The organism is Mastigocoleus testarum BC008 (genome assembly GCF_001456025.1).
GTDB lineage: Bacteria > Cyanobacteriota > Cyanobacteriia > Cyanobacteriales > Nostocaceae > Mastigocoleus > Mastigocoleus testarum.
Window position 1 is genome coordinate 139,388 of the sequence record NZ_LMTZ01000001.1, and the last position, 22,682, is coordinate 162,069.

General features: G+C 37.8%; 11 protein-coding genes and 1 pseudogene. All 12 read left to right on the top strand.

Going from position 1 to position 22,682, the window contains the following annotated elements; all coding sequences use genetic code 11:
* Positions 1-152 precede the first annotated feature (152 nt).
* Positions 153-893, top strand: coding sequence for an aspartate/glutamate racemase family protein (locus tag BC008_RS00490; protein ID WP_027840650.1), 741 nt, complete (start codon positions 153-155; stop codon positions 891-893).
* 5 nt (positions 894-898) lie between these two features.
* Positions 899-2,806 (top strand): non-ribosomal peptide synthetase, encoded by a 1,908-nt coding sequence (locus BC008_RS00495; protein WP_027840649.1) that lies wholly within the window; start codon positions 899-901, stop codon positions 2,804-2,806.
* Positions 2,803-7,065 carry a non-ribosomal peptide synthetase gene (locus tag BC008_RS00500; protein WP_036264166.1) on the top strand — a complete coding sequence of 1,421 codons (4,263 nt, stop codon included), beginning with the start codon at positions 2,803-2,805 and terminating at the stop codon, positions 7,063-7,065. Before BC008_RS00495 ends, BC008_RS00500 begins: the two co-directional genes overlap by 4 nt.
* A gap of 69 nt (positions 7,066-7,134) precedes the next feature.
* Positions 7,135-8,484: a KamA family radical SAM protein gene (locus BC008_RS00505; RefSeq protein WP_058182936.1), complete on the top strand. Its 1,350-nt coding sequence runs from the start codon at positions 7,135-7,137 to the stop codon at positions 8,482-8,484.
* A 62-nt stretch (positions 8,485-8,546) separates the two neighbouring features.
* Entirely contained in the window at positions 8,547-9,575 is a 1,029-nt protein-coding gene (locus BC008_RS00510) for a TauD/TfdA family dioxygenase (protein ID WP_063800725.1), read from the top strand.
* 126 nt (positions 9,576-9,701) lie between these two features.
* A complete protein-coding gene (locus BC008_RS00515; RefSeq protein WP_036264158.1) occupies positions 9,702-10,412 on the top strand; it encodes an ATP-binding cassette domain-containing protein in 711 nt (236 codons plus the stop codon).
* A gap of 572 nt (positions 10,413-10,984) precedes the next feature.
* The gene (acpP, locus tag BC008_RS00520) at positions 10,985-11,581 is read left to right on the top strand and encodes an acyl carrier protein (RefSeq protein ID WP_027840646.1); all 597 of its coding nucleotides are present in this window, start codon (positions 10,985-10,987) and stop codon (positions 11,579-11,581) included.
* A 147-nt stretch (positions 11,582-11,728) separates the two neighbouring features.
* A pseudogene (locus BC008_RS47335) lies at positions 11,729-11,999 on the top strand (hypothetical protein); the annotation flags it as partial.
* Positions 12,000-12,584: 585 nt separating this feature from the next.
* The gene (locus BC008_RS00525) at positions 12,585-15,107 is read left to right on the top strand and encodes a DUF7925 domain-containing protein (RefSeq protein ID WP_027840645.1); all 2,523 of its coding nucleotides are present in this window, start codon (positions 12,585-12,587) and stop codon (positions 15,105-15,107) included.
* A 105-nt stretch (positions 15,108-15,212) separates the two neighbouring features.
* Positions 15,213-15,791, top strand: a complete 579-nt coding sequence (locus BC008_RS00530; RefSeq protein WP_321170062.1) for a hypothetical protein — start codon at positions 15,213-15,215, stop codon at positions 15,789-15,791.
* A 333-nt stretch (positions 15,792-16,124) separates the two neighbouring features.
* Positions 16,125-17,642, top strand: coding sequence for a DUF11 domain-containing protein (locus BC008_RS00535; protein ID WP_027840643.1), 1,518 nt, complete (start codon positions 16,125-16,127; stop codon positions 17,640-17,642).
* 1,625 nt (positions 17,643-19,267) lie between these two features.
* Entirely contained in the window at positions 19,268-22,669 is a 3,402-nt protein-coding gene (locus BC008_RS00540) for a TonB-dependent receptor (RefSeq protein ID WP_407657009.1), read from the top strand.
* Positions 22,670-22,682: the final 13 nt, after the last annotated feature.

The following is a 22,682-nucleotide window of genomic DNA, read 5'->3' on the forward strand; positions in this document are numbered from 1 at the left end:
CTACCAATTAGCCGCAGAGTTAAACCTTATACATAAGAATATATTAAATACACTGAAAAAATAGATTAATTCGTATCACAAATTGTCCGTTTAGTTTAGCACAATTTATTAAGAGCATATTTGATAAACGGTAATAGATATGATGACAAAAAATGACTCCTCAATATGATTACGAACCTAATATGTTAGGGATTCTAGGTGGCATGGGACCTTTAGCATCATCAGAATTTCTGAAAACAATTTATGAATATAACCTCTCTAGCAAAAAAGAACAGGATTCACCAAAAGTCATTCTTTATTCCGATCCTACATTCCCTGATCGCACAGAAGCATTACTCAAACAGGATTACCAACTGTTACTTACTAAATTAATCAAATCTCTATATTATTTATATGAATTAAAAGTTGCAAAAATAGTAATATGCTGTATTACATCTCATTATCTATTGCCATATATCCCAGATTATTTAAGTTCTAATATTATCTCCCTAGTAGATATAATTCTCAGCAAAGTTATAGAGAAACAAAGTAAATATCTATTAATATGTACGAATGGAACCCGTCAGATGAAAATCTTTCAAAATCATCATCTATGGCCATTTGCCAAAGATTATATTTTATTTCCCGACCTAGATGGTCAAGACATAATTCATCAAATGATATACAACATTAAAATAAAAGGTGATATTTCAAAAACAATATCTCACTTAGAATTATTATTATATCAGTATGAAGTTAATAGTTTAATAGTTGGTTGTACGGAAATTCATCTATTGAACAAATATCTGTACTCATCACATAATAATTGTGATGATAGCCCAATGAAAAATCTAGAAAACATTTTTCTAGATCCCTTAATGATTATTGCAAAAGATTTAGTCAAGTTTTTCTAATTGCTATGAGAACCTCTCCATACATTCAAGTTTTATTCCAACAAACAGCAGAAAAGTTTAGAAGCGAAACAGCTATCATCTTTGGGAATAAACGTCTTACCTACAAAGAAGTTGAAGAAAAATCTAATCAGTTAGCAAATTTTTTACTTGCTAATGGCGCTACAAAGGGTTCGATTGTAGCTATTTTGTCTAAAAATATTCCTGAAGTTATTATTTCTATAATTGGAATTTTAAAGGCTGGTTGTGTCTTCGTCCCACTAGATACCAACTTTCCTGAAAAACGACTAGAGCTAATTATTTCAGAAATTTCTCCCCATTGGTATATTGCAGACTCAAAATTTCTAAGGACAGTTAATAATATTGCCAAAAAAAATCACATATCTAAACCTAAATTTATTTGTTTAGATGATAATTCTGTTCTCGATGAATTTCAACATGATGTTCGCATATTAAAGCATTATGCAAAACACAGCAATTGTGAAGCACCAGATGTCAATTTTGACCCAAATGACACGTGCTACATATTTTTTACTTCTGGCTCTACTGGTAAACCAAAGGGTATTGTAGGAAGATTAAAAGCAATTGCACATTTCATTAATTGGGAAATCAAAACACTTAATGTCACAGAAAAAACTCGGGTTTCTCAATTTGCAACACCTGCTTTTGATGCATTTTTGAAAGATATTTTTGTTCCACTTTGCTCGGGTGGTACAGTCTGTATCCCAGAAGATAGAACAATAATTTTTGACGCGAGAAAACTAGTTGATTGGATAGATAGGCAAAAAATAAATATTATTCACATGGTTCCATCTTTATTCCGCTCAATTCTTAATGAGGATTTGGAACCAAACATATTTGATTCATTGAAGTATGTTGTACTTGCGGGAGAACCTATATTACCCGTAGATGTGATTAAATGGACAGACATTTATGGAGAACGGGTTAAGATAGTAAATCTTTATGGTCCATCTGAAACCACATTAACGAAATTCTTTTATTTAATAAAATCTTCAGATAGGGAGCGGCGCTCTATTCCGATTGGTAAACCGATTGAGGGTTCTGCAGCTTTAGTCTTGGATGAAAACAAGAGAGTTTGTCCTCCCGGTATGGTCGGTGAAATTTATATTCGCACGCCATATCGGGCTCTAGAATATTATCACCAGCCCGAACTTACCGATGCAGTCTTTATCCAAAATCCTTTTAACAACAATCCTCATGATATTGTTTACAAAACCGGGGATCTCGGGCGCATCACAGAAGATGGGAATTTTGAATATTTTGGACGAATAGATCGACAAGTCAAGATTAGGGGGATCAGAATTGAAGTTACGGAAATCGAAAATTACTTGAGATTCCATCAATCTGTAGGGAATGTAGCAGTTGTAGATCGAGAAGACTCAAATGGTAATAAGTACTTGTGTGCTTATGTAGTTTTAAATCAAGAAATAGAACTGGATAGCTTACGAAGCTTTTTATCACAATATCTTCCACAATCTATGATGCCTTCAATGTTTATAGCATTGGAGAGCTTACCTCGAACGATGAGTGGTAAAGTGGATCGCAAAGCACTACCAGCACCAGAAAAAGCTAAGCAAGAATCTACTCGAAATTTTGTTGCTCCTCGAACAGAAAATGAGAAAAAGCTAGCACAAATATGGTTACAAATTCTCAAAATCGAGCAGGTAGGGGTAAATGATAATTTCTTCGATCTGGGCGGACACTCTTTATTAGCCACGAAATTGATTTCTCGTGCCCGAAAAACTTTTGGGGTAGAATTGCCTTTCAATATTATTTTGGATTCGCCCACCTTGGAGAGTATGACCCAAAGCATTGAGACTATTCTTTGGGCAGCAGAAACTTCATCAGGAATGCACAGTTACGCTGGAACTTCATGGGAAAGGGGAGAGTTATGACAATAGTTAAGTTTTTGAGTGACCTGCGTGATCTCGATATAAAGCTTTGGATTGAAGGTGATCGCCTTTGTTATAGCGCCCCAGAAGGTGCAGTAACTTTTGAGATTCGAGGAAAATTATCTCAGCACAAAACAGAAATATTAAAGTTTTTACAGCAGGCGAAATCTGAGATAGATCCCATATGCAAAGATTTTCCCAAGATTTCTCGAAAGGAAAAACTGCCTTTATCCTTTTCCCAACAACGCCTGTGGTTTCTTGACAGGTTAAATCCTGGGAGCCCTGTATACAACATGTCAGGAGCTCTTCAAATTAGAGGAATCCTGGATCTGGGTATATTAGAAAAAAGTTTAAACGAAATTATACGACGTCACGAAATTTGGCGCACTAATTTTAGGTTTTTGCAGGGAGAAGCGACCCAAGTTGTTCGTGCCAACAGAAATTTGAAACTGAAGCTGATAAAATTACAAAAACTTTCTTCAGAAGAACAGCAAGCAGAAGTTATACATCAGGTAAACAGAGAAGCCCAAAAACCCTTTGATTTAGAAAGGGGATCTTTGCTGCGGGCAACTTTGTGGCAATTAGGAGAAGATAATAACGTACTACTTTTAAACATGCATCATATCATCTCCGATCTTTGGTCTATGGGAATCTTAGTTCAGGAACTGACCGTACTCTATGATGCTTTTTCCCAGAAAAAACCCTCTCCTCTTGCTGAATTATCTATTCAGTATGCAGATTACGCCTACTGGCAAAGACAATGGCTTAAAAGCGCAGCTTTTTCCCAAGAATTATCTTACTGGACGAGAAAGTTGAGTGGCAATTTACCTATATTGCAAATACCAACCGCTCGTCCCCATCCACAACTTCCTACATTTCGAGGTGCAAGGCAATCCATCACATTACCCAAAATTCTGACTGAAAAACTCAAAGCTTTGAGCCAGAAGCAAGGGGTTACTTTGTTTATGGTAATGTTAGCAGCCTTTAAGACTTTGCTGTACCGTTACACTCAACAGTCAGATTTACTAGTAGGTACAGCAATTTCTGGGCGTAACCAACCAGAATTTGAAGAAATGATTGGCTGTTTCGTGAATACTCTAGTCATACGTACTAATTTGGCAAATAATTCCACTTTTCTGACCTTTTTACAACAGGTACGTGAGGTGGTATTAGAAGCATATGCCCATCAAAACTTTCCTTTTGAGAAGCTTGTGGAGGAGTTACAACCAGAGCGAGACTTGAGCCAGTCACCACTTTACCAGGTTGGATTTGCTTTTTATAATACCCCCGAGCCAAAATTAAAACTTTCTGACTTAAACTTGCAGCCAATACCGATAGATAATGGTACGGCTAAACTAGATTTAATGTTGTCTTTAAGGGAAGATGAAGGGGAGTTGACTGGTTGGCTGGAATATAAAACAGATTTATTTGATTATGCCACAATTACTAGAATGTTGGGGCATTTTCAAACTTTATTAACTGGAATAGTTGACAATCCAGAACAATCCCTTTCGGAACTACCATTGCTTACAACAGCAGAATACCAACAATTGCTTTGGGATTGGAATAATACTCAAGTAGATTATCCCGATCACGTTTGCGTTCATCAAATATTTGAAGCCCAAGTAGAGCAAACACCTAATGCGATCGCGGTTATTTGCGAAGATAAGCAGCTTACTTATCAAGAACTTAACGCCAAAGCCAATCAACTAGCCCATCACCTGCAAAAACGGGGAGTAACAACCGGAGAAATTGTGGGACTCTGTGTGGAGACATCTTTGGAGGCGATCGTAGGAATTTTGGGAATTATCAAAGCTGGTGGAGCTTATGTACCATTAGATCCGACTTATCCCATAGAACGCTTGGGTTTCATGGTAGAAGATGCCAAAGTTTCAATGCTCCTGACTCAAAAACATCTAGTTTGTAATTTACCAGATTGGATTCGACAAAACCCTTCAATTCCCAATCCGCAAATTATCAATATTGACAGTGAATGGCAAACGATCGCAAAAGAAAGCTCAAATAATTTACCTGTTAGAGTAAAACCTGATGATTTAGTTTATGCCATCTACACATCCGGTTCAACTGGCAAACCTAAAGGTGTCCCAATCCAACATCGCGGTTTGTGCAATCTTGCTAAAGCCCAAATCCAAGCCTTTGGTGTGGATTCCTGCAGTCGAGTCCTCCAATTCGCTTCTCTTAGTTTTGACGCTTCGGTTTCCGAGATTTTTATATCTCTTTTGAAGGGTGCAAGACTTTATCTCACAAAACGCGATCATTTGTTTCCTATTTCTAATTTGATTAAATTTCTTCGGGAAAAAGCTATTAGTATTATTACTTTACCTCCTTCAGTATTAGCAATTCTTCCCGTTGTAGAACTTCCTGAATTACAAACAATCATTGTTGCAGGAGAAGCTTGTTCTTCTAAGATTGCAAAAAAATGGGCGGACGGTCGTAAATTCTTCAATGCTTATGGACCCACTGAAGCTACAGTCTGTGCCACCATCGCTGAATGCAATAAAATTACAGAAAAACTACCCATCGGTCGTCCAATCAATAATACACAAATTTATATTCTTGATCACTATCTTCAACCAGTTCCCATCGGAGTACCAGGAGAACTATACATTGGTGGTGTAGGAATTGCCCAAGGCTACCTTAATCAACCAGAATTAACTCATAATAAATTTATTTCTCATCTATTTGATGGATCGAAGGGAAAACATCTCTCTACTAACAATAAATCTTTCTTGAAATCTTCTCATCTCTACAAAAGTGGAGACTTAGCTCGTTATCTACCCGATGGAAATATTGAATTCCTCGGTCGGATTGATAACCAAGTAAAAATTCGTGGTTTTCGCATCGAAGTTGGGGAAATAGAAGCTGTACTAAATCAACACTCAGAAATTCAAGACAGCATAATCACTGCTTGGGAATATCAAACTGGGGAGAAAATTTTAATCGCTAATATCATACCGAAGAATTTCTCAGAGAACTTAAGCAAGGAACTGAAAAATTATCTAAGAACTTACTTCCCTGACTACATGATTCCCAATCGCTTCGTAATCCTAAAAGCTTTTCCACTGACTGCAAATGGCAAAGTAGATCGTCAAGCTCTTCCCATACCTGAAATAGACATATCCAAACAGTCAAGAGATTTTATTCCTCCCCGGGATACGATAGAAGTAAAACTAAATAAAATTTGGGAAGAAGTTCTCAATCTCAAATCTATTAGCGTTACAGATAACTTCTTCGAACTTGGCGGTCACTCTTTACAAGCTGTACGTTTGATGACTCTAATTGAATCACAGTTTGGTCAAGAACTACCACTGTCAATTCTCTTCGAAGCAGGGACAATAGAGCATTTAGCAACAATTATTCGGTCTAAATCAGGAGTAAATTCTTGGTCTCCTTTAGTTGGGATTAAAACAAGTGGGACTAAGCAACCCTTCTTCTGCGTACATCCTATTGGCGGTAATGTTCTTGGTTATGCAAATTTAGCAAGGTACTTGGCTCCAGAACAAAAATTTTATGCTTTACAAGCACCCGGAATATACGAGAACCAAAAACCTTTTAATTCAATACAAGACTTAGCAGCATACTATATCAAGGCACTGCAACTCGTTCAACCGTCAGGATCTTACTTCATCGGAGGTCATTCCTTTGGTGGATTAGTTGCATTTGAAATGGCACAGCAATTACAAGCACAAGGCGATCAAGTAGGGTTACTTGCCATTATTGATACGCCAGCACCAATTCATGGGGAAACATCTCAACCAATTGATGATGCAGAATGGCTGCTTAAACGAGCCAAGGTGTTAGAACGTTTTTTCAATAAAAACCTATCAGTTGTCTATGAAGAGCTACAAAAGCGAAAACTTGACGAACAACTTGATTACTTTTTAGAGAAATTAAGAGCTGCTAACTTGATCCCTCCAGATACGGGAAGACAGATGATTAGTCGAATTCTTCAAGTGCAAAAAGCCAGTCACCAAGCCCTAGTAAACTACAGGCCGCTGCCGCTACCATACCGCGGGAGAATAACTCTATTACGAGTTTCTGAGGTACTTTGCGAAGATTCTCAAGGAGTTTTTGCCAAAAATTTCCGCAAAGGTGATTTTGCTTGGGGTGAATTAACAACCGAATCACCAGACATATACCAAGTTAGTGGAAATCACATCACGATGCTAGCTGAACCTCACGTCAAAAATTTAGCAAAAAACCTACAATCTTGTATCGATTTAACAGCAAAAACAATGTGATTTTCTAGATTTAGCAATACATATGAAGCTTCCTTGGAGAGGATACAATCTAATTCTCAAAAACAAATCATGAAAGAAAATATACAAAAACTACGCACGTATAGCTATAAAGATATTGATATAATACCTCAACTTAAACAATTTTCTGCGCAAGAAATCTTGGCTATGAAGTCAGTAGCCCAAGTTATTCCCTTTCGCACTAATAATTATGTCGTAGAGCAACTAATTGACTGGGATAATATTCCAGACGATCCAATTTTTCGCCTGACCTTCCCGCAACCAGAGATGCTATCTCGCGAAAATTTTGAACGAATAGCAAAATTGCTTGAAGAAAATACTTCTCAAGCAGTCATGAAACAGGCAGTCGACAAAATTCGTAGCACTCTCAATCCCCATCCAGATGGGCAAAAAAATTATAACGTACCAAAATTTCACTCAGGAACTGTGCGAGGGGTACAACATAAATATCCCGAAACCGTTCTAGTTTTTCCATCTGCAGGTCAAACCTGTCATGCTTACTGTACCTTTTGCTTTCGTTGGCCACAGTTTATCAATTTAGGTGATTTGAAATTTGCAACTCGTGAATCAGGTGATTTTCAAAATTATATACAAGAACATAAAGAAATAACAGATGTTCTTCTTACAGGTGGCGATCCTATGACCATGAAAGCTTGGCAGCTAGCTCTATATCTCGAGCCACTATTGGGTCCAGATTTTGAACATATTCAAAATATTCGTATTGGTACCAAGTCTTTAAGTTATTGGCCTTATAGATATGTTACAGACCCAGATGCCGATGAAATTTTAGCTTTATTTGAGAAGATTGTAAGCGCAGGCAAACATCTAGCAATTATGGCTCATTTCAACCACTGGAAAGAATTAGAAACTCCAGTTGTACAAGAAGCCATCAGACGTATTCGCTCTACAGGTGCGTGCATTCGTACTCAAAGTCCATTGGTCAATCATATTAATAATTTAGAAAAAGTTTGGGTGAAGATGTGGAAGAAACAGGTCAAGCTTGGCTGTATTCCATACTACATGTTTGTAGAACGACAAACAGGAGCTAAAAATTACTTCGAAATTCCCATTTTTCGCGCTTGGGAAATCTTTCAAGGGGCTATTCAGAAAGTATCTGGACTTAGTCGAACTGTTAGAGGACCTGTAATGTCAGCTTTACCAGGAAAAATTATTATTGATGGAATTGCAGAGATTAATAATGAAAAAGTATTTGTGCTTTCATTTTTACAAGCTCGCAATCCTGATTGGTGCAAACGACCTTTTTTCGCAAAATTTGATCCTGAATCGACTTGGCTAACAACATTAAAACCTGCTTTTGGTAAGGAAAAATTCTTTTTTGATAGCGCATTAGAGGAAATGAAAATTAATAAACAACTCCAACTTAGTCAAGCGATCAAGTAAGAAAATTCAAAATAAATAAACTGTGTTTCCTTTGATCATCTCAATTTACTTCAAACAAAAAAATGTCAAATAATAGTGCTACGGTTAATTTAGAAATTTTATCTGCATTTAAATCAGCAAATAAAAATTCTTGGCGATTAGAACAAATATTTCCTTTAGTCGTTAGTTATGATGGGAATGAAATTGATTTAGCTATTTGGGCTAAAAATAATCGAAAATCTATCGAAAAAACATTGCTCAAACACGGCGCGATTCTTTTTAGAGGATTCAATATCTCCTCAGTATCTGATTTTGAGAATGTTGTTGTGTCTATTTGTCCCAATTTATTTAGCGAATATGGAGATTTACCACGAATAGCAGAAAGTCGTAAAATTTACCAATCGACCCCCTATCCTGCAGATCGGGCAATTCTGATTCACAATGAAAGCTCTCACTTGTATTGTTTTCCCCTAAATATCTGGTTTTGTTGTCTACAACCAGCTTCACAAGGAGGAGCTACGCCAATTGTAGATTGCCGAAAAGCCTATAGACTTATTAATAAGAAACTCCAAGCAAGATTAATAGAAAAAAAGATCATGTATGTTCGCAACTTTATTCAGGGTTTAGATGTTAGTTGGCAAACTTTTTTTCAAACTACTGATAAAAGTATGGTTGAAGATTATTGTCGAAGAGCTGATATTGACTTTGAATGGGGCAAACAGAATAATTTAACTACTCGACAAGTACGCCCAGCCATAGCCATTCATCCGATAACAAATGAACCAGTAGTTTTTAATCAAATTCAATTGTACCATATGGCTTATTTAGAATCAGAAATTAAAGAATCATTACTATCTATATTTGGAGAAGATCGGTTTCCCCGTAATGTTTATTATGGTGATGGTACCCCAATAGAAGATTCCGTACTTGAAGAAATTAATCAGGCTTATCGAGAATCTCAAACAAGCTTTCCTTGGGAAAAAGGAGATATTCTGATGCTAGATAATATGCTTGCAGCCCATGGACGCAGTCCCTACGTTGGCAAACGTCAGATTCGTGTAGCGATGGGAGAAATGAGATACAGTAAGGATATTCTTCCTTCTGCCGTGTAAATTGTAATATTTATCGCCATTTAGATCTATAACAACCTACGAGAAAACAATGTTTGTTTCTAACTAATATTCTTGACAAATAACAGAAAGCAACCTCATAAACAACAGTAACTAAAACAATTCAAAATGCAAATATCTGACAATCCTATTATTAATATTAGAAACTTGGATCATTACTTTGGCAAAAAATTGCTACGTAAGCAAGTTTTATTTGATATAAATTTAGCCATTCAACCGGGTGAGATAGTTATTTTAACTGGACCATCAGGTTCTGGAAAAACAACTTTATTAAGCTTAATTGGTGGTTTAAGATCGGCTAAACACGGAAGCGTAAAAGTTTTGGAACATGAACTTGTAAAAATACCGGATAGGAAACTATTAAAAATACGCCGCCAACTTGGCTACATTTTTCAAGGTAATAATCTAGTACCATTTTTCACTGCTCGTCAAAACGTCCAAATGACCCTCGAATTGAAACGTATTTCTTCTGGACGTGAAATTCGTAGAATATCAGAAAATGCTCTTGAATCAGTTGGCTTAAAGAATAGAGTTAATTACTATCCTGACAAACTTTCTGAAGGACAAAAACAGCGAGTAGCAATAGCTCGCGCCTTAGTCACTCAACCTAAGGTAATTCTTGCAGATGAGCCCACTGCATCTCTGGATAAAAATAGTGGTCGTGCTGTTGTTGAAATTTTACAGAAACTTGCCAAAACCCAAGGTTCTTCAATTCTTCTGGTTACTCATGATAATCGTATTCTTGACATTGCCGACCGTATTGTTCACATGGAAGATGGTCGTCTTATCCAACCAAAAAATTTATCTCATATGTACTAATTACTTCTTGAATTTTTATTTATACGAATTTATATACCTCTAAATTATGTATATTTCATAGTGTAGTAGTATGTACGACTTATGAGAATATTTTTTGTTAAGATTTTCTTGTGATTTTTGAGATGATATGCTATCAAAATTTAAATAAGATATGATGTCCTAACTCATATATTTGCTGCTATAATCACTTGAATTAAAATCCTTATTGTGTAATATAGCGTTTCCTAGGAAACTGAGGTATACCTAAATCTTTTGTACCAAAATAAGCAGCTTTAAAAACCTACCTCACTAGGTTAGGAAACGCTATGGCTATGCATGTAAATAGCATGATATATAAACTCATAAATAAGTAGATGAAATATACGGAATACTGATTACACACTCAGTATTTATATTAGAAGTCATATAATTCAACTAATTTCACTTGCTACTCCCGTCCCGCCCAAAGAACACCGATTAAAATAGGTGCAAATCCTTGAAAAACCGTCAAAATAAATAGCTAATCTTACACCGAGAAGGGAGTATCTATTGTAAACAAAAATCAATTTTTGAATATAAAATATTAAAATAAGATGATTATCAGTTATCCCATTACTGGGAATAATAGAATTGAGATAATTCGTTATACATTACTCGAACAAAATTCAAATCAAGGACTGATCTGGATCAATCAAACCCAATACTTTAAAGGGGTACCATTTCAAATTTGGAATTTTTCCTTGGGAGGTTATCGTATCTGTCAAAAATGGCTCAATGAGCGTGTTGGTCATTCTCTTTCTGACCAAGAAATTCAAAATTACCAGAATATTATTGTAATAGTCAAAGAAATTGCTGATATCGTATTAGAAATGAATACAGCTATTCAATATAGCCAATTCAAAAACCAGAAAATTTTTGAAAAAATACGATTTATTATTTCAGAACAATTAGGCATCGAGTACAAACAAATCAGTCTGGCATCAAATTTTACTACTAATTTGGGAGCAGATTCTCTAGATATGTTGGAATTATTTATGGTTCTAGAGAAAGTTTTTGGCATTTCAACTAATGAGAAAGTTATAAATAACATTTCGACAGTACAGCAACTTGTCAAATACATATCTCAAGGGACTTCTCCAAGCTGTGTTGCAAAAATGGGTTGTGTTGCAAAAATGAAAGATGCTGGTTAACTGTAGAGAGTATTAATTATTACGCAAGTTTAGTACCTCGTTCGTGAACTCCAAGCATCCATTTTATATTTTAAATATAAGTCCATCCTGTCACTGCCAATAGCATACTCATATGTTGTTTGGTAATGGGAATACTTCTATTCTTGACGAATTCGCGATAAAAATAGTTTAAAAAGACATTTTATATTAGTATTTTGCGCTTATAGTTTTATTATTTGGCATAAACTTACTGGTGGATTGAGACGATGTTGGGCAAAGAAACCAACCTTTAACGACATTTCCAGATCCGCGCAGCACCACCCCAGGTGAAGCATTGGAAGCATTCTGTACAGGTATTTCCTATCGTTTTATAAAGTGGCTAAACCAAAATTCTGTATTTACCGCTTACAAAGCAAGTTTAGGATTCGTTTGGGCTTAATTTTTGTTTAAGTCCCGCTAACTAATAACTGATTTAAGTACGAGAATACACTGTAATTTGCTATAAAAGCTACATAAAATCCTGAATTTACCACTGAATCATGAAGAGGGAATTATTGGAGTGGTTGGGATACAAAAACTATGCCTTGCGGATAGTTTTTTTTTGACCCCATGACGATGACTTCATTGTCAGAATTTTCCAAGTCAGAATTTTCTAACTGCTCCGAACATCTTTCATTTATGATTCTCAAATGTCTCATCTCATTTACCTTTCTACAAAAAATATAGATTCATTCACATTTATTTTTAGTAGTTTGCACTGATGTTAAAGCTTTATTCAAACGCTAAATTTATCCTGTGCATCACGGCAAGGTAATATTAGTTACGTCTTTTCCAAGAAACAATTATAAAATCTAACGACACTATACTTTTTTAGTATGTGCGTTTATGCGAAGCTAAAGGCTTTAATCTTACAAAAATAATAGTTTTGCAAAAATTCTTGTAAAATTTGCAAAAAATCTCGCAAAAAAAAGCTGCGTTTTTACACGCAGTTGAAAAAGTCATAAATTGCTATTTACTACCGAACATGTCACAAAAAAAGAATTTTGTCAATAAAAAAGCTAAGATCTATCGTTCCTTGATCGCAGCGACACTAGTAGTTAACGGTATTTTTCAATTTGTTGCTCCAGTTTTATCTGAAGGTACGAGGGCAGGAACATCAATTAGTAACACTGCAACTGCAACTTATGAAGACCCCAATAACCCAGGAACAACAATCAACACCACATCAAATACAGTTGTTGTAACAGTTGCTGAAGTTGCAGGTATCACCGTTACAGGTGCTGGTACTACACTACAGACCGATGTTGATGGGGATAGTGCTGCAGATGCTGGCGATATAGTTTACTTCAACTACACCGTTACTAACGTTGGTAATGACCCAACACAATTCAGAATTCCTAACTTAGCAAGTACAACAGGTCCAGCAACAGTTTCTGGGAATTTAGAATATAGTACTGATGGTGGTACGACTTGGACAGAAATCACTACTACTGAAGCCACAGTACCTTCAATCCCAGTTAACGGAACAGTGCAAGTTCGCGTTCCAGTTACAGTAGCAGCTGGCGCTCAAGCAAACGACATAATCACTGTTAAGTTGGGTGATACTCCCGGTGATGACCAAAACCAACTAAGGAGTCCAGATGGTGGTGATGTTTACACTGTAGATAACCCCGATGGTACCACTGACGAAGTAGCTGGCGTACCTGTTAATGGTGTTCGTGAAGCTAGTGCGACTCAACAAGTTACAGTCGATGCATCCTTAAAGACCTATGCATTAGCAAAGGTTCTCAAAGAGCGAAGTGACTACAACAATTCTGGAACCCTGACTGATATTACTGACGATACTCTAACTTACGATCTCAGCTTAGAAGTTGAACAGAATGACCCCACCAATAATGGAATTACTCCTGCACCATTAGTTGGTACAACTATCAATGGTTTGACTGGTCCGCGTATCTTAGTTTCTGATGCAATTCCAGTTGGTACAGACTTAGCAAGTGTCCCTGCTGCACCTCCTGGTTGGGAAGTAGTCTACACGACAGATCCAATTACAACAGATGCAAATGCAGCCACCTGGACTACAAGCGCACCAGCTGACCTAACAACTGTGACCCGCGTCGGTTTTGTTAATGACCCGAATATCGTTACTTCTGTAAACCCCGGTCAAACTGTTCCAGGTTTCCAAATTACACTTCAGGTTGAGTCAACTGCAACTGCACCATTAACGGTAAATAACATCGCTCAGTTATTTGGTAGCACTCCCGATAATGATGCTGACCCAACTAATAATCCCCCAGTGTTTGATGAATCTGGTGACCAAAATCCCAGTAACTTTAACGATGATGGTACGCCGCTTGCAGGGACTGATACTGATGGTGATGGGATTCCTGATATATTACTAAATACATTAATTGATGATGGTTTCATCATTGATGCGACTGATGCGATCGCTATTGGAGTTGACACTGGTAATAATAATAGCGCAACAGGTGACGGTGGTGAAGTCAACCAGTTTGTCATCGATCCTAGCGCAAATGCACTGTTAAATGGTCCTGAAGGAACTCCAAATGCAATTGGTCCTACAGATAACAATGATGACTTCACTAATAAATCTTCCTTAGTACCACCTGGTACTATACCGGATCAAGGTAATACAATCGATCCAGCAGCCGTACCTTTCACTAATACCATTCAAAATGGTGGTGCGACCCCAGCGAGTATTTCACTTCTTCCCACTCCACCTGACAATCCTGCAGATCTACCGGATGGTACTACAGTAACTATCAGTTACCAAGATCAGTCTAAGACTTACACTTGGAATGCTATCATTGGTCAATTTGATAACCTTGTCGACTTTATTACCGTTCCCGATGTAGCATCAGGTGCTGAAGTCAACTACGGTGTTGAAGTTAACCTCCCAAACAATACACCTTTATCTACTGATTTGAATGACCCTGCAGATCCTAATTCTGGCACGATTGGTGGTTTCCCCGTTCCCATTACTGCTTTTGTTGATGATTTAATCCCTGGTTTCCAAGGAACAGAAACAAATAATCGCACCATTGATCGCGTATACACTGGCTTCTTAAGACTACTCAAAGAGTCTAGAGTTTTACAGGGAGATGGAAATGCACCAATAGCTGGTCAAGACCAATTCAGTACAGATCCAAAACAACCTTCTTCAGGAAATATCATTGAATATCGAATTACCTACAACAATATTTCTGACCCTGAAGCTGGTACTGGTAACATTACTTTAAATGCTGACAAGGTAGTAATTGAAGAGGATGGTACCACTGGCGGTAACAACTGGGCGCTTGACAATGATGGCGATAACATAATTGATACCAGTAACATTGTTGGTACTGCCCAAGATTCTGGTAATGCAAATATCTTGTTCTACAGCGGTAATCCATCAACAACAACTGCACAGGATCAAACCGGTACAACAGTTGACACTGATGTCACCAAGTATGTGGATGAAGTGACAGGAGCTATTTTACCAGGTCAATCAGAAAACTTTACCTTCCAACGTAAGGTTAACTAGATAAGTTTTCAACTTTAGGGGTGTTGGTTACCATCCAACATCTCTGAGTAACATCAACATTAGTAATTTTACTTAATTTTTGTTCATTTAAAGAGGTTATCGGTCGTGAAAATCAAACATGGTTCAATTGCAGGTTTAGGTGCTTTAGCTTTAATTGCAAGTATTTCCTTTAGCGGTCAGATTCCAGTTGTTGCAAATTTATTCAGTGGTGAAAGTGCAATCGCGCAAAATTCCATTGAAAAAGGACAAGTACAACTAAATTTGCAAGTTGAAAAGAAAGTTATTAAAACAACAGCAAATGGTGAGCGAAAGGTTTCTTGGGAAACTTTAAAAGGTAAAGCACAAGTACAACCGGGAGATGTACTTCGCTATCGGGTAAATGGTGGAAATAATGGCGATAAAGCAGTGAAGAACTTGGCTATTAATCAACCAATTCCTGAAGGAATGGAATATGTCCTTAAATCTGCCACTGTAGAGCAAAACAAAGGTGCAAAAATTACTTACAGTATTGATGGTGGTAAAACCTTTGTTGAAAATCCCACAGTAAAAGTCAAGCTAGAAAATGGCGAAGTGGAAACTCGTCCCGCACCTGCTGAAGCTTACACTCACGCTCGCTGGAACTTTGGTGAATCAGTTGGAGCAAAATCTTCAGTAGAAGGTAGCGTACAGGTGACAGTGAAGTAACTGAAATATTAGAGCAACAAACTCTGTAGAGACGTTGCAATGCAACGTCTCTCAGATAAAATCTCTCAGATAACAAGGAATATTAGAACTCCAACAAAAGCTCCTTTCAAAACTATATCTTTCCAAAACTACATCTTTCCAAAACTATATTTTTTTAAAGCTATATTTTTCCAATATAACCTATATCAATTATTATTCCCTGTTTCCCAATTCCCGGTCGCCAGTTCCCAGTCCCTTAATATAACTTGATTCTATCAAAGCATTATACCCTTCAAGCCAGATAATTTATAGGAGAAAAGATAAGTGGTGCGCCGTAAAGAAAAACGACGCCAGATGAAATCTGGTATTTTTAACTTTAAAATTCCCTTTAAACATATAACATCTATACTCATTGCCGCTAATATTTTTCAACCATCTATCTCTGCATTTGCCCAAGTCAATAATACATCTACAACCGTACCAATTAGCAATCAAGCTACTTACCAATATAGAGACCCTGCATTAGGTCAAACTTTTAAAGGAATCACCAGTCAGTTAAGCCTTACTTCTCAAGGTTTAGTGGATCCTCTTGGACAGATTTTAGGTTGTGGTGGCAATCTTTTACCCGATTATACTGGCTTTTCTGTTGCTTTGTACGAACCTGACCCCAACGATCCTACTGGAACCGAATTAGGACAACTAGTTACCCTGACTCCAACAGAATTACCTGATATTCCTGGAAATGGTGTTTCCAGAGGTCTAGAACCAAACGAACAAAATGTTAACCCATTTCCTCTCATCAATGCAGACGAAGGTTTTTATAATTTTTTATTCGACCCTAATAGAGGTCAAACCGATCCAGGTAGAACTTACATTTTAGTTGTTAATCCTCCAGCAGATTCGATTTACACCCAACGTCGAATCAGGTTGGAAATTGAAGCAAGTACTGGTGCAATTCAAGATAATATTGTCCGCTATATCGCCACTTCCTTAGATGGTCAGCCAATTAGTACTACAGGTGGAGTACAAGTTTCCGATGAAGTTGTATTTGTACCGAACGCAGAAACAATCGGACTGGATTTATTAGCGTTTCAGTTTGACTTAGGTATGTGTGAAGCCGAACAAATACAGATTATTAAAAGTAGCGATCGCGCAACTGCAGAACCTGGAGATACAGCAATTTATCGACTTTCTCTAAGGAATCAAGGTGATTCTGGCTTGGATAATGTGGTTGTCACCGATACTTTCCCCCGAGGATTCAAATTTTTACCCAGATCTGTGAGAGGAGAAATTGAGGGTCAAGCGGTAAATATAACTTCGGAAAGAAATGGTTCAGTAATAACATTCAGAACTGATGCTGTGATTCCACCCGATCAAGTATTAAATATTGCTTATGGGGCACAACTTTCTCCTGATGCTGTTAGGGGTTCGGGTCGCAATTCGGCAATTGTTAACGCCCAAAGAACTGATAACGATTTTGAAGTAAAAGATGGTCCAGCTACTCATTTACTGCGAGTTAGACCGGGGATTACTTCCGATTGTGGCACCATTATTGGTCGTGTATTTGTAGATAAAAACTTTGATGGCGAGCAGCAAAAAGGCGAACCAGGAGTTCCCAATGCTGTAATTTACTTGGAAAACGGCAACCGTATAACTACTGACGCTAACGGTTTGTATTCTGTGGCAAATGTATTACCTGGGAAACACACAGGTGTTCTCGACCTGAGCAGTTTACCCGGTTATACCCTAGCACCAAATCTCAAGTTTAAAGAACGCAATAGCCAGTCTCGTCTCATCAATTTAGAACCCAGTGGTATGGCGAGGATGAACTTTGCAGTTACCCCTGCTTTTGGGGAGGAGGATAAGAAATGAAGCAAAAACTAAGTTACATAGGCATTTTTTACCTGAAATTGATGGGGTTCATTATCGGTGCTTTTAGCTTGATTGTATATCCAGCGATCGCCGCAACAGTTTCCCATCAACAGGAATACCTCTATTCTTCTGCTTCCAAAGCAACTAAGATTGAGAAATTAAAAAGTAAATTACTTACAAGCTCAAAACGTCAAGTTGTTGCAAGAGGACAATTAACTCAAAGTACGGGTAATAGTAAGTTACCTCGTAGTTTACAAAAATTATTTGAGCAACCTCAGCAAGCAACGGATGAGGTTATTGCTTCCAAAGTAAAACCTTTAAGCACCAGAAAGTTACACAAGAAAACTGCAACACCATTAGCTGGTATCACTGATGAGGAATTATCTCAAATCTGGAATACTTTACCAGTACCCAGCGAGAAAGATTCAGCAGCAAATAAGAAAGGAAGGAATAGGAATTCATTTTTAATTGCTACAAAACCATCGAATAATATCAGTAATGAGGAATTATCTCAAATTTGGGATACTGTAACACCGAAAGATGAAAATTTAGAAACGAAGACTTCAACACCAATAGGAAATGATTCCAAACAGTTAGCAATAGATAAAAGTACAACGGATAGAGATGTAGCAGATAAAAATACAACAGATAAAAATAAAATTCCTGAAAGTATTGCTAAAGGTTTAGAGCAACCATCTTTGATTGCAACTCGACCATCAGTTCCTATTAGTGATGAACAATTATCTCAGATTTGGGATACTATTCCACAACCCGATCAAAATATAACAGATAAAAATGTTTCGAGTACAAGCTCAGAAAAATCATTCTTAATTGCAACTAAACCATCAACTGGTATTACTGACAAGAAGTTAGCTCAAATTTGGGATACAATTCCACAACCTGAAGACAACTTAGAGATTAATGATTCCGCGTCTTTAACAAGTACAAGTTTACAAAAATCATCCCTAGTAGCAGTTCAACCCCAAACAACTACCCTTGAAAATCAACTACCAAAAATTTGGGACAGTTTACCAGTAGATAAAATAACAACAGACAAATCACCAACAACAGATAAAAAATCAACTCCGGTTTCATCCACTTCTAAACCATTAGCGAAGGAAGAAACTACAAAAATCGCAGCATTAAGTCCAAATCAATTAACAGGCAATCAATCATCGACAATTTTAGAAGATTTAGACCTACAAAATTTAGAACAAAAAAACCTAGAACAACAAAATCTAGAACAACAAAATCTAGAAGAACAAAACTTAAAACAACAAACCTTAGAATCGCCAAATTTAGAACCAAAAGATATTCCGAACACAAAAATACCAGATATATCATCCTATGGATTTGCGCCCATAATTGCATTTGGACCATCTCAAGGTACTGATAATAGTAATTCAAATCCTAATGTCATAAATCCTAACTTCATAAATCCTAATTCAGAAACGCTTTCTACAGGAGACAATACGGGAAATTTCTTAGTTAGCTTAAGAGATTCACAATCCAAAGATCCACAATTAAGTACAAATCATGTTTCCCAAGCTTTTCCTAAATCTCCATTTCTTCTGTCTGACTCTAAATTATTAGGTTCCTCCGTAGTTCCTCAATCTTCCACTTATATTTCTCAGTTTCCGGGAGTTAAACCCACAAACGCCAAAGTCAAAATTCTTTCTCCAAATTCCAATACTGTACTTGATGTGGGAGCTAGCACTATCATCGTACAATTTCCAGTAGGTAATGAAGTAGAAGTTCGGGTAAATGGAAAATTATCAGATCGTCGGTTAATTGGACGTACTGAAACCGATCCAGCAAATAAAATCGTTACCCAAACTTGGTACGGTGTTTCTCTCCAAGAAGGTGAGAATATTATCTCCGTTCAAGTTATCGGTTCGAGCGAACCTCCTGTAATTACTAAAGTAAATGTGAGAGGTGCAGCAGAAAGGTTAAAACTAGAGACTGTAGAATCGCGGATTCCTGCTGACGGACGCTCTACTGCGACTATTAAAGGTCAACTACTTGATGAAAACGGTAATATCTCTAACCGCGATGCAGTTGTAACTATTGCATCTACCGGAGGTGAATTCATTGGAAATGACTATAAACCCGACCAACCAGGATTTCAGGTAGAAGCAAAATCGGGACAATTTACAGCTAAATTAAAGTCCGACCTAAAAGCTAAAACCGTACGAATTCAAGCTAAAGCTGCTGGAAAGCTAGAAGGCTTTACCCAAATACAATTTGAAACAGCTTTGCGTCCCAGTCTGGTTACTGGTGTAGTTGATTTACGCTTGGGAGCCAGAGGTACTAATTATTATGGTAAATTACGTGATTTCCTCCCTCTTGATGAAGATAATCGTACCCAATTAGATTTCCGCTCCGCTGTATTTGCAACGGGAGCAATCGGGGAATGGTTATTTACTGGGGCTTTAGATACCCAACGTAGTCTTAACGAAGATTGTAACTGCGAGAATCGCTTATTTGGAACTTACCAATCTAGTGAACATGATTATCCCGTTTATGGAGATGGTTCCAATGTTAATGTTACCACCCCTTCCACTGACAGCTTATATTTACGGTTAGAGCGATCGCCCCGTATACTTGGAGCCGATCCTGACTATTTCATGTGGGGTGACTACAATACTCAAGAGTTTGCTCGTCAATCCCAGCAATTTACTGCTGTCACCCGTAAATTACATGGCTTTAAGGGTAATTATAACCTGGGAGATTTGCAAGTTACGGCTTTCTACGGAAATAATGTCCAAGGTTTTCAACGAGACACTATTGCTCCCGATGGTACTAGCGGTTATTACTTCCTTTCCAAGCGGTTAGTCGTACCCGGTAGTGAAAATATTTTCCTGGAACTAGAAGAACTTAACCGTCCTGGTACAGTACTCAAACGCCAACAACTTAATCGTGGTCCCGACTATGAAATTGATTATGATCGCGGTACCGTACTATTCCGGGAACCAGTTTTCCGCACAGACGTTGGTGAGACTGGTGAAGTCTTAGTCCGACGGATTATTGTTACTTACCAAAACGAAAGTGAAGGTTCGGACAGTGATATTTACGGTGGTCGCTTACAGTATAACTTTTCCCATAAGCCTGGAAAGGAAAGTTGGTTTGCAACAAGTTACATCAAAGAAAACCAAGGAACCCGCAACTTTGAATTATATGGTCTGGATGCAATGTTTTCTTTGGGTGACAAAACCAAAATAATTGCAGAATACGCTCGCTCCAAAAATGACTCTGATGTTATGGGAAGCGTGAGCGGTGATGCATTCCGTGCTGAAGCTCAAACCGAGATTGCTAAAGGTGTCCAAGGACGGGCTTATTATCGAACTGCTGATACGGGTTTTGCTAATAATGCAACTATCAGTTTTGTTCCCGGTCAAACTCGATATGGTGCTGCTGTTAACGGTAGAGTCACCAAGTCAACCAATGTGCGGGTCCAATACGATCGCGAAGAAAATTTTGGAGTTGCACCCCAACCCCTAGATACCTTAGAAGAATTACTCTCACCTACCCAAACCACAACTCCGGGGAACAAGGTTGATAATTCCTTAACCACAATTTCTGCAGGGGTTCAACAACGTATCGGTAAAGCAAATTTTAACGTGGACTGGTTACATCGCGACCGCACAGATCGACTTTCCCCCGACAATTTAACTAGTAGTTCCGACCAACTGCGTTCTCGTCTGCAAGTTCCCATCGCCAAAAAACTTACCTTTGTCGCCCAAAATGAATTAACCTTATCCAAGGAAAGCGATTCTGTTTTCCCCGACCGTACTGTTTTAGGATTGAATTGGGAAGCAATGCCCGGTGTCAACCTAAGTTTAACTCAGCAGTTCTATTCCAGCGGTCAGTTTAAGGGTAATTCTATCACTCGCTTGAACGTCAACGGCGAACATAAATTTGGCGAAGATACCAGCCTTACCGGACGTTTCTCAATCTTAAATGGTACTAATGAACTAACAACCCAAGGTGCTGTTGGTTTAAAACAAGGTTGGACTATCAGCCCTGGTTTACGTTTAAGTCTGGGTTACGAACATGTCTTCGGTAACTTCTTTGGTAACAATGGTACGGGTAGACAATTTGCTCAACCTTTTGCAGTTGGTCAAAGTGCAGCAGCATTGGGCTTTGCTTCCGGTGACACCTACAGCGTGGGACTCGATTATACTGATAACCCCAATTTTAAAGCCAGCGCTCGTTTTGAACATCGTACCTCATCAAGTGGTTCTAATACCGTAATTTCTGCCAATGCTACCGGTAAAATTACTCCAGAATTAACAGGTTTGGTACGTTATCACCAAGCAGGTTCTAGCAATCAAAAATTACAAGGATTGGGAGATACCGCAAATCTGAAAGTTGGTTTAGCATACCGCAACCCCAAAGACGACAAATTCAATGCTTTATTCCGTTACGAATATCGTAAAAATCCAGCGACGGTACCCGAATCAATCCTTTCTGGAAGTGGAAGTGGTTCAGAAGACCATACCTTTGCTTTAGAAGGTATTTACGCGCCGAATTGGCAATGGGAATTTTACGGTAAATATGCTCTACGTAATAGTACATCTTATATTGCCGATGACTTTTCTAGTAGTAGTACCACAAACCTTGGACAGTTACGTGCTACTTACCGTTTGGGATATAGTTGGGATTTAGTCGGAGAGGCTCGCCTTATCAGTCAATCTAACTATACAGAAACTGGTTTAGTTTTAGAAACTGGTTATTATATTACTCCCAATCTCCGTTTATCTGCTGGTTATGCATTGGGTAACGTTGATGACCGTGACTTTTCCGGAACTCGTTCGGCTGGTGGTCCTTATGTAGGTATCACGATGAAACTAAATGAATTATTCGATGGTTTTGGTATGCAAAAAGTTACACCCCGACAACAAAAAGAATCTGAGGTGACGCCGATCGCAAGTAAAGACAAAAATAAAGAGAAAGAAACGACTCAAGTTGCAGCAAATACTTTAACGAATAAACTCAAACAGGCGAAAGATTCTGGTGGAAAATGAAAGAAGGAGACAG

What these genes read in the sequence shown, in the direction of transcription:
- BC008_RS00490 (WP_027840650.1), top strand. Translation starts at nt 153, where the DNA reads ATGACTCCTCAATATGATTACGAACCTAATATGTTAGGGATTCTAGGT.
- BC008_RS00510 (WP_063800725.1), top strand. Translation starts at nt 8,547, where the DNA reads ATGTCAAATAATAGTGCTACGGTTAATTTAGAAATTTTATCTGCATTT.
- BC008_RS00525 (WP_027840645.1), top strand. Translation starts at nt 12,585, where the DNA reads ATGTCACAAAAAAAGAATTTTGTCAATAAAAAAGCTAAGATCTATCGT.
- BC008_RS00505 (WP_058182936.1), top strand. Translation starts at nt 7,135, where the DNA reads ATGAAAGAAAATATACAAAAACTACGCACGTATAGCTATAAAGATATT.
- BC008_RS00535 (WP_027840643.1), top strand. Translation starts at nt 16,125, where the DNA reads ATGAAATCTGGTATTTTTAACTTTAAAATTCCCTTTAAACATATAACA.
- BC008_RS00515 (WP_036264158.1), top strand. Translation starts at nt 9,702, where the DNA reads ATGCAAATATCTGACAATCCTATTATTAATATTAGAAACTTGGATCAT.
- acpP (WP_027840646.1), top strand. Translation starts at nt 10,985, where the DNA reads ATGATTATCAGTTATCCCATTACTGGGAATAATAGAATTGAGATAATT.
- BC008_RS00495 (WP_027840649.1), top strand. Translation starts at nt 899, where the DNA reads ATGAGAACCTCTCCATACATTCAAGTTTTATTCCAACAAACAGCAGAA.
- BC008_RS00500 (WP_036264166.1), top strand. Translation starts at nt 2,803, where the DNA reads ATGACAATAGTTAAGTTTTTGAGTGACCTGCGTGATCTCGATATAAAG.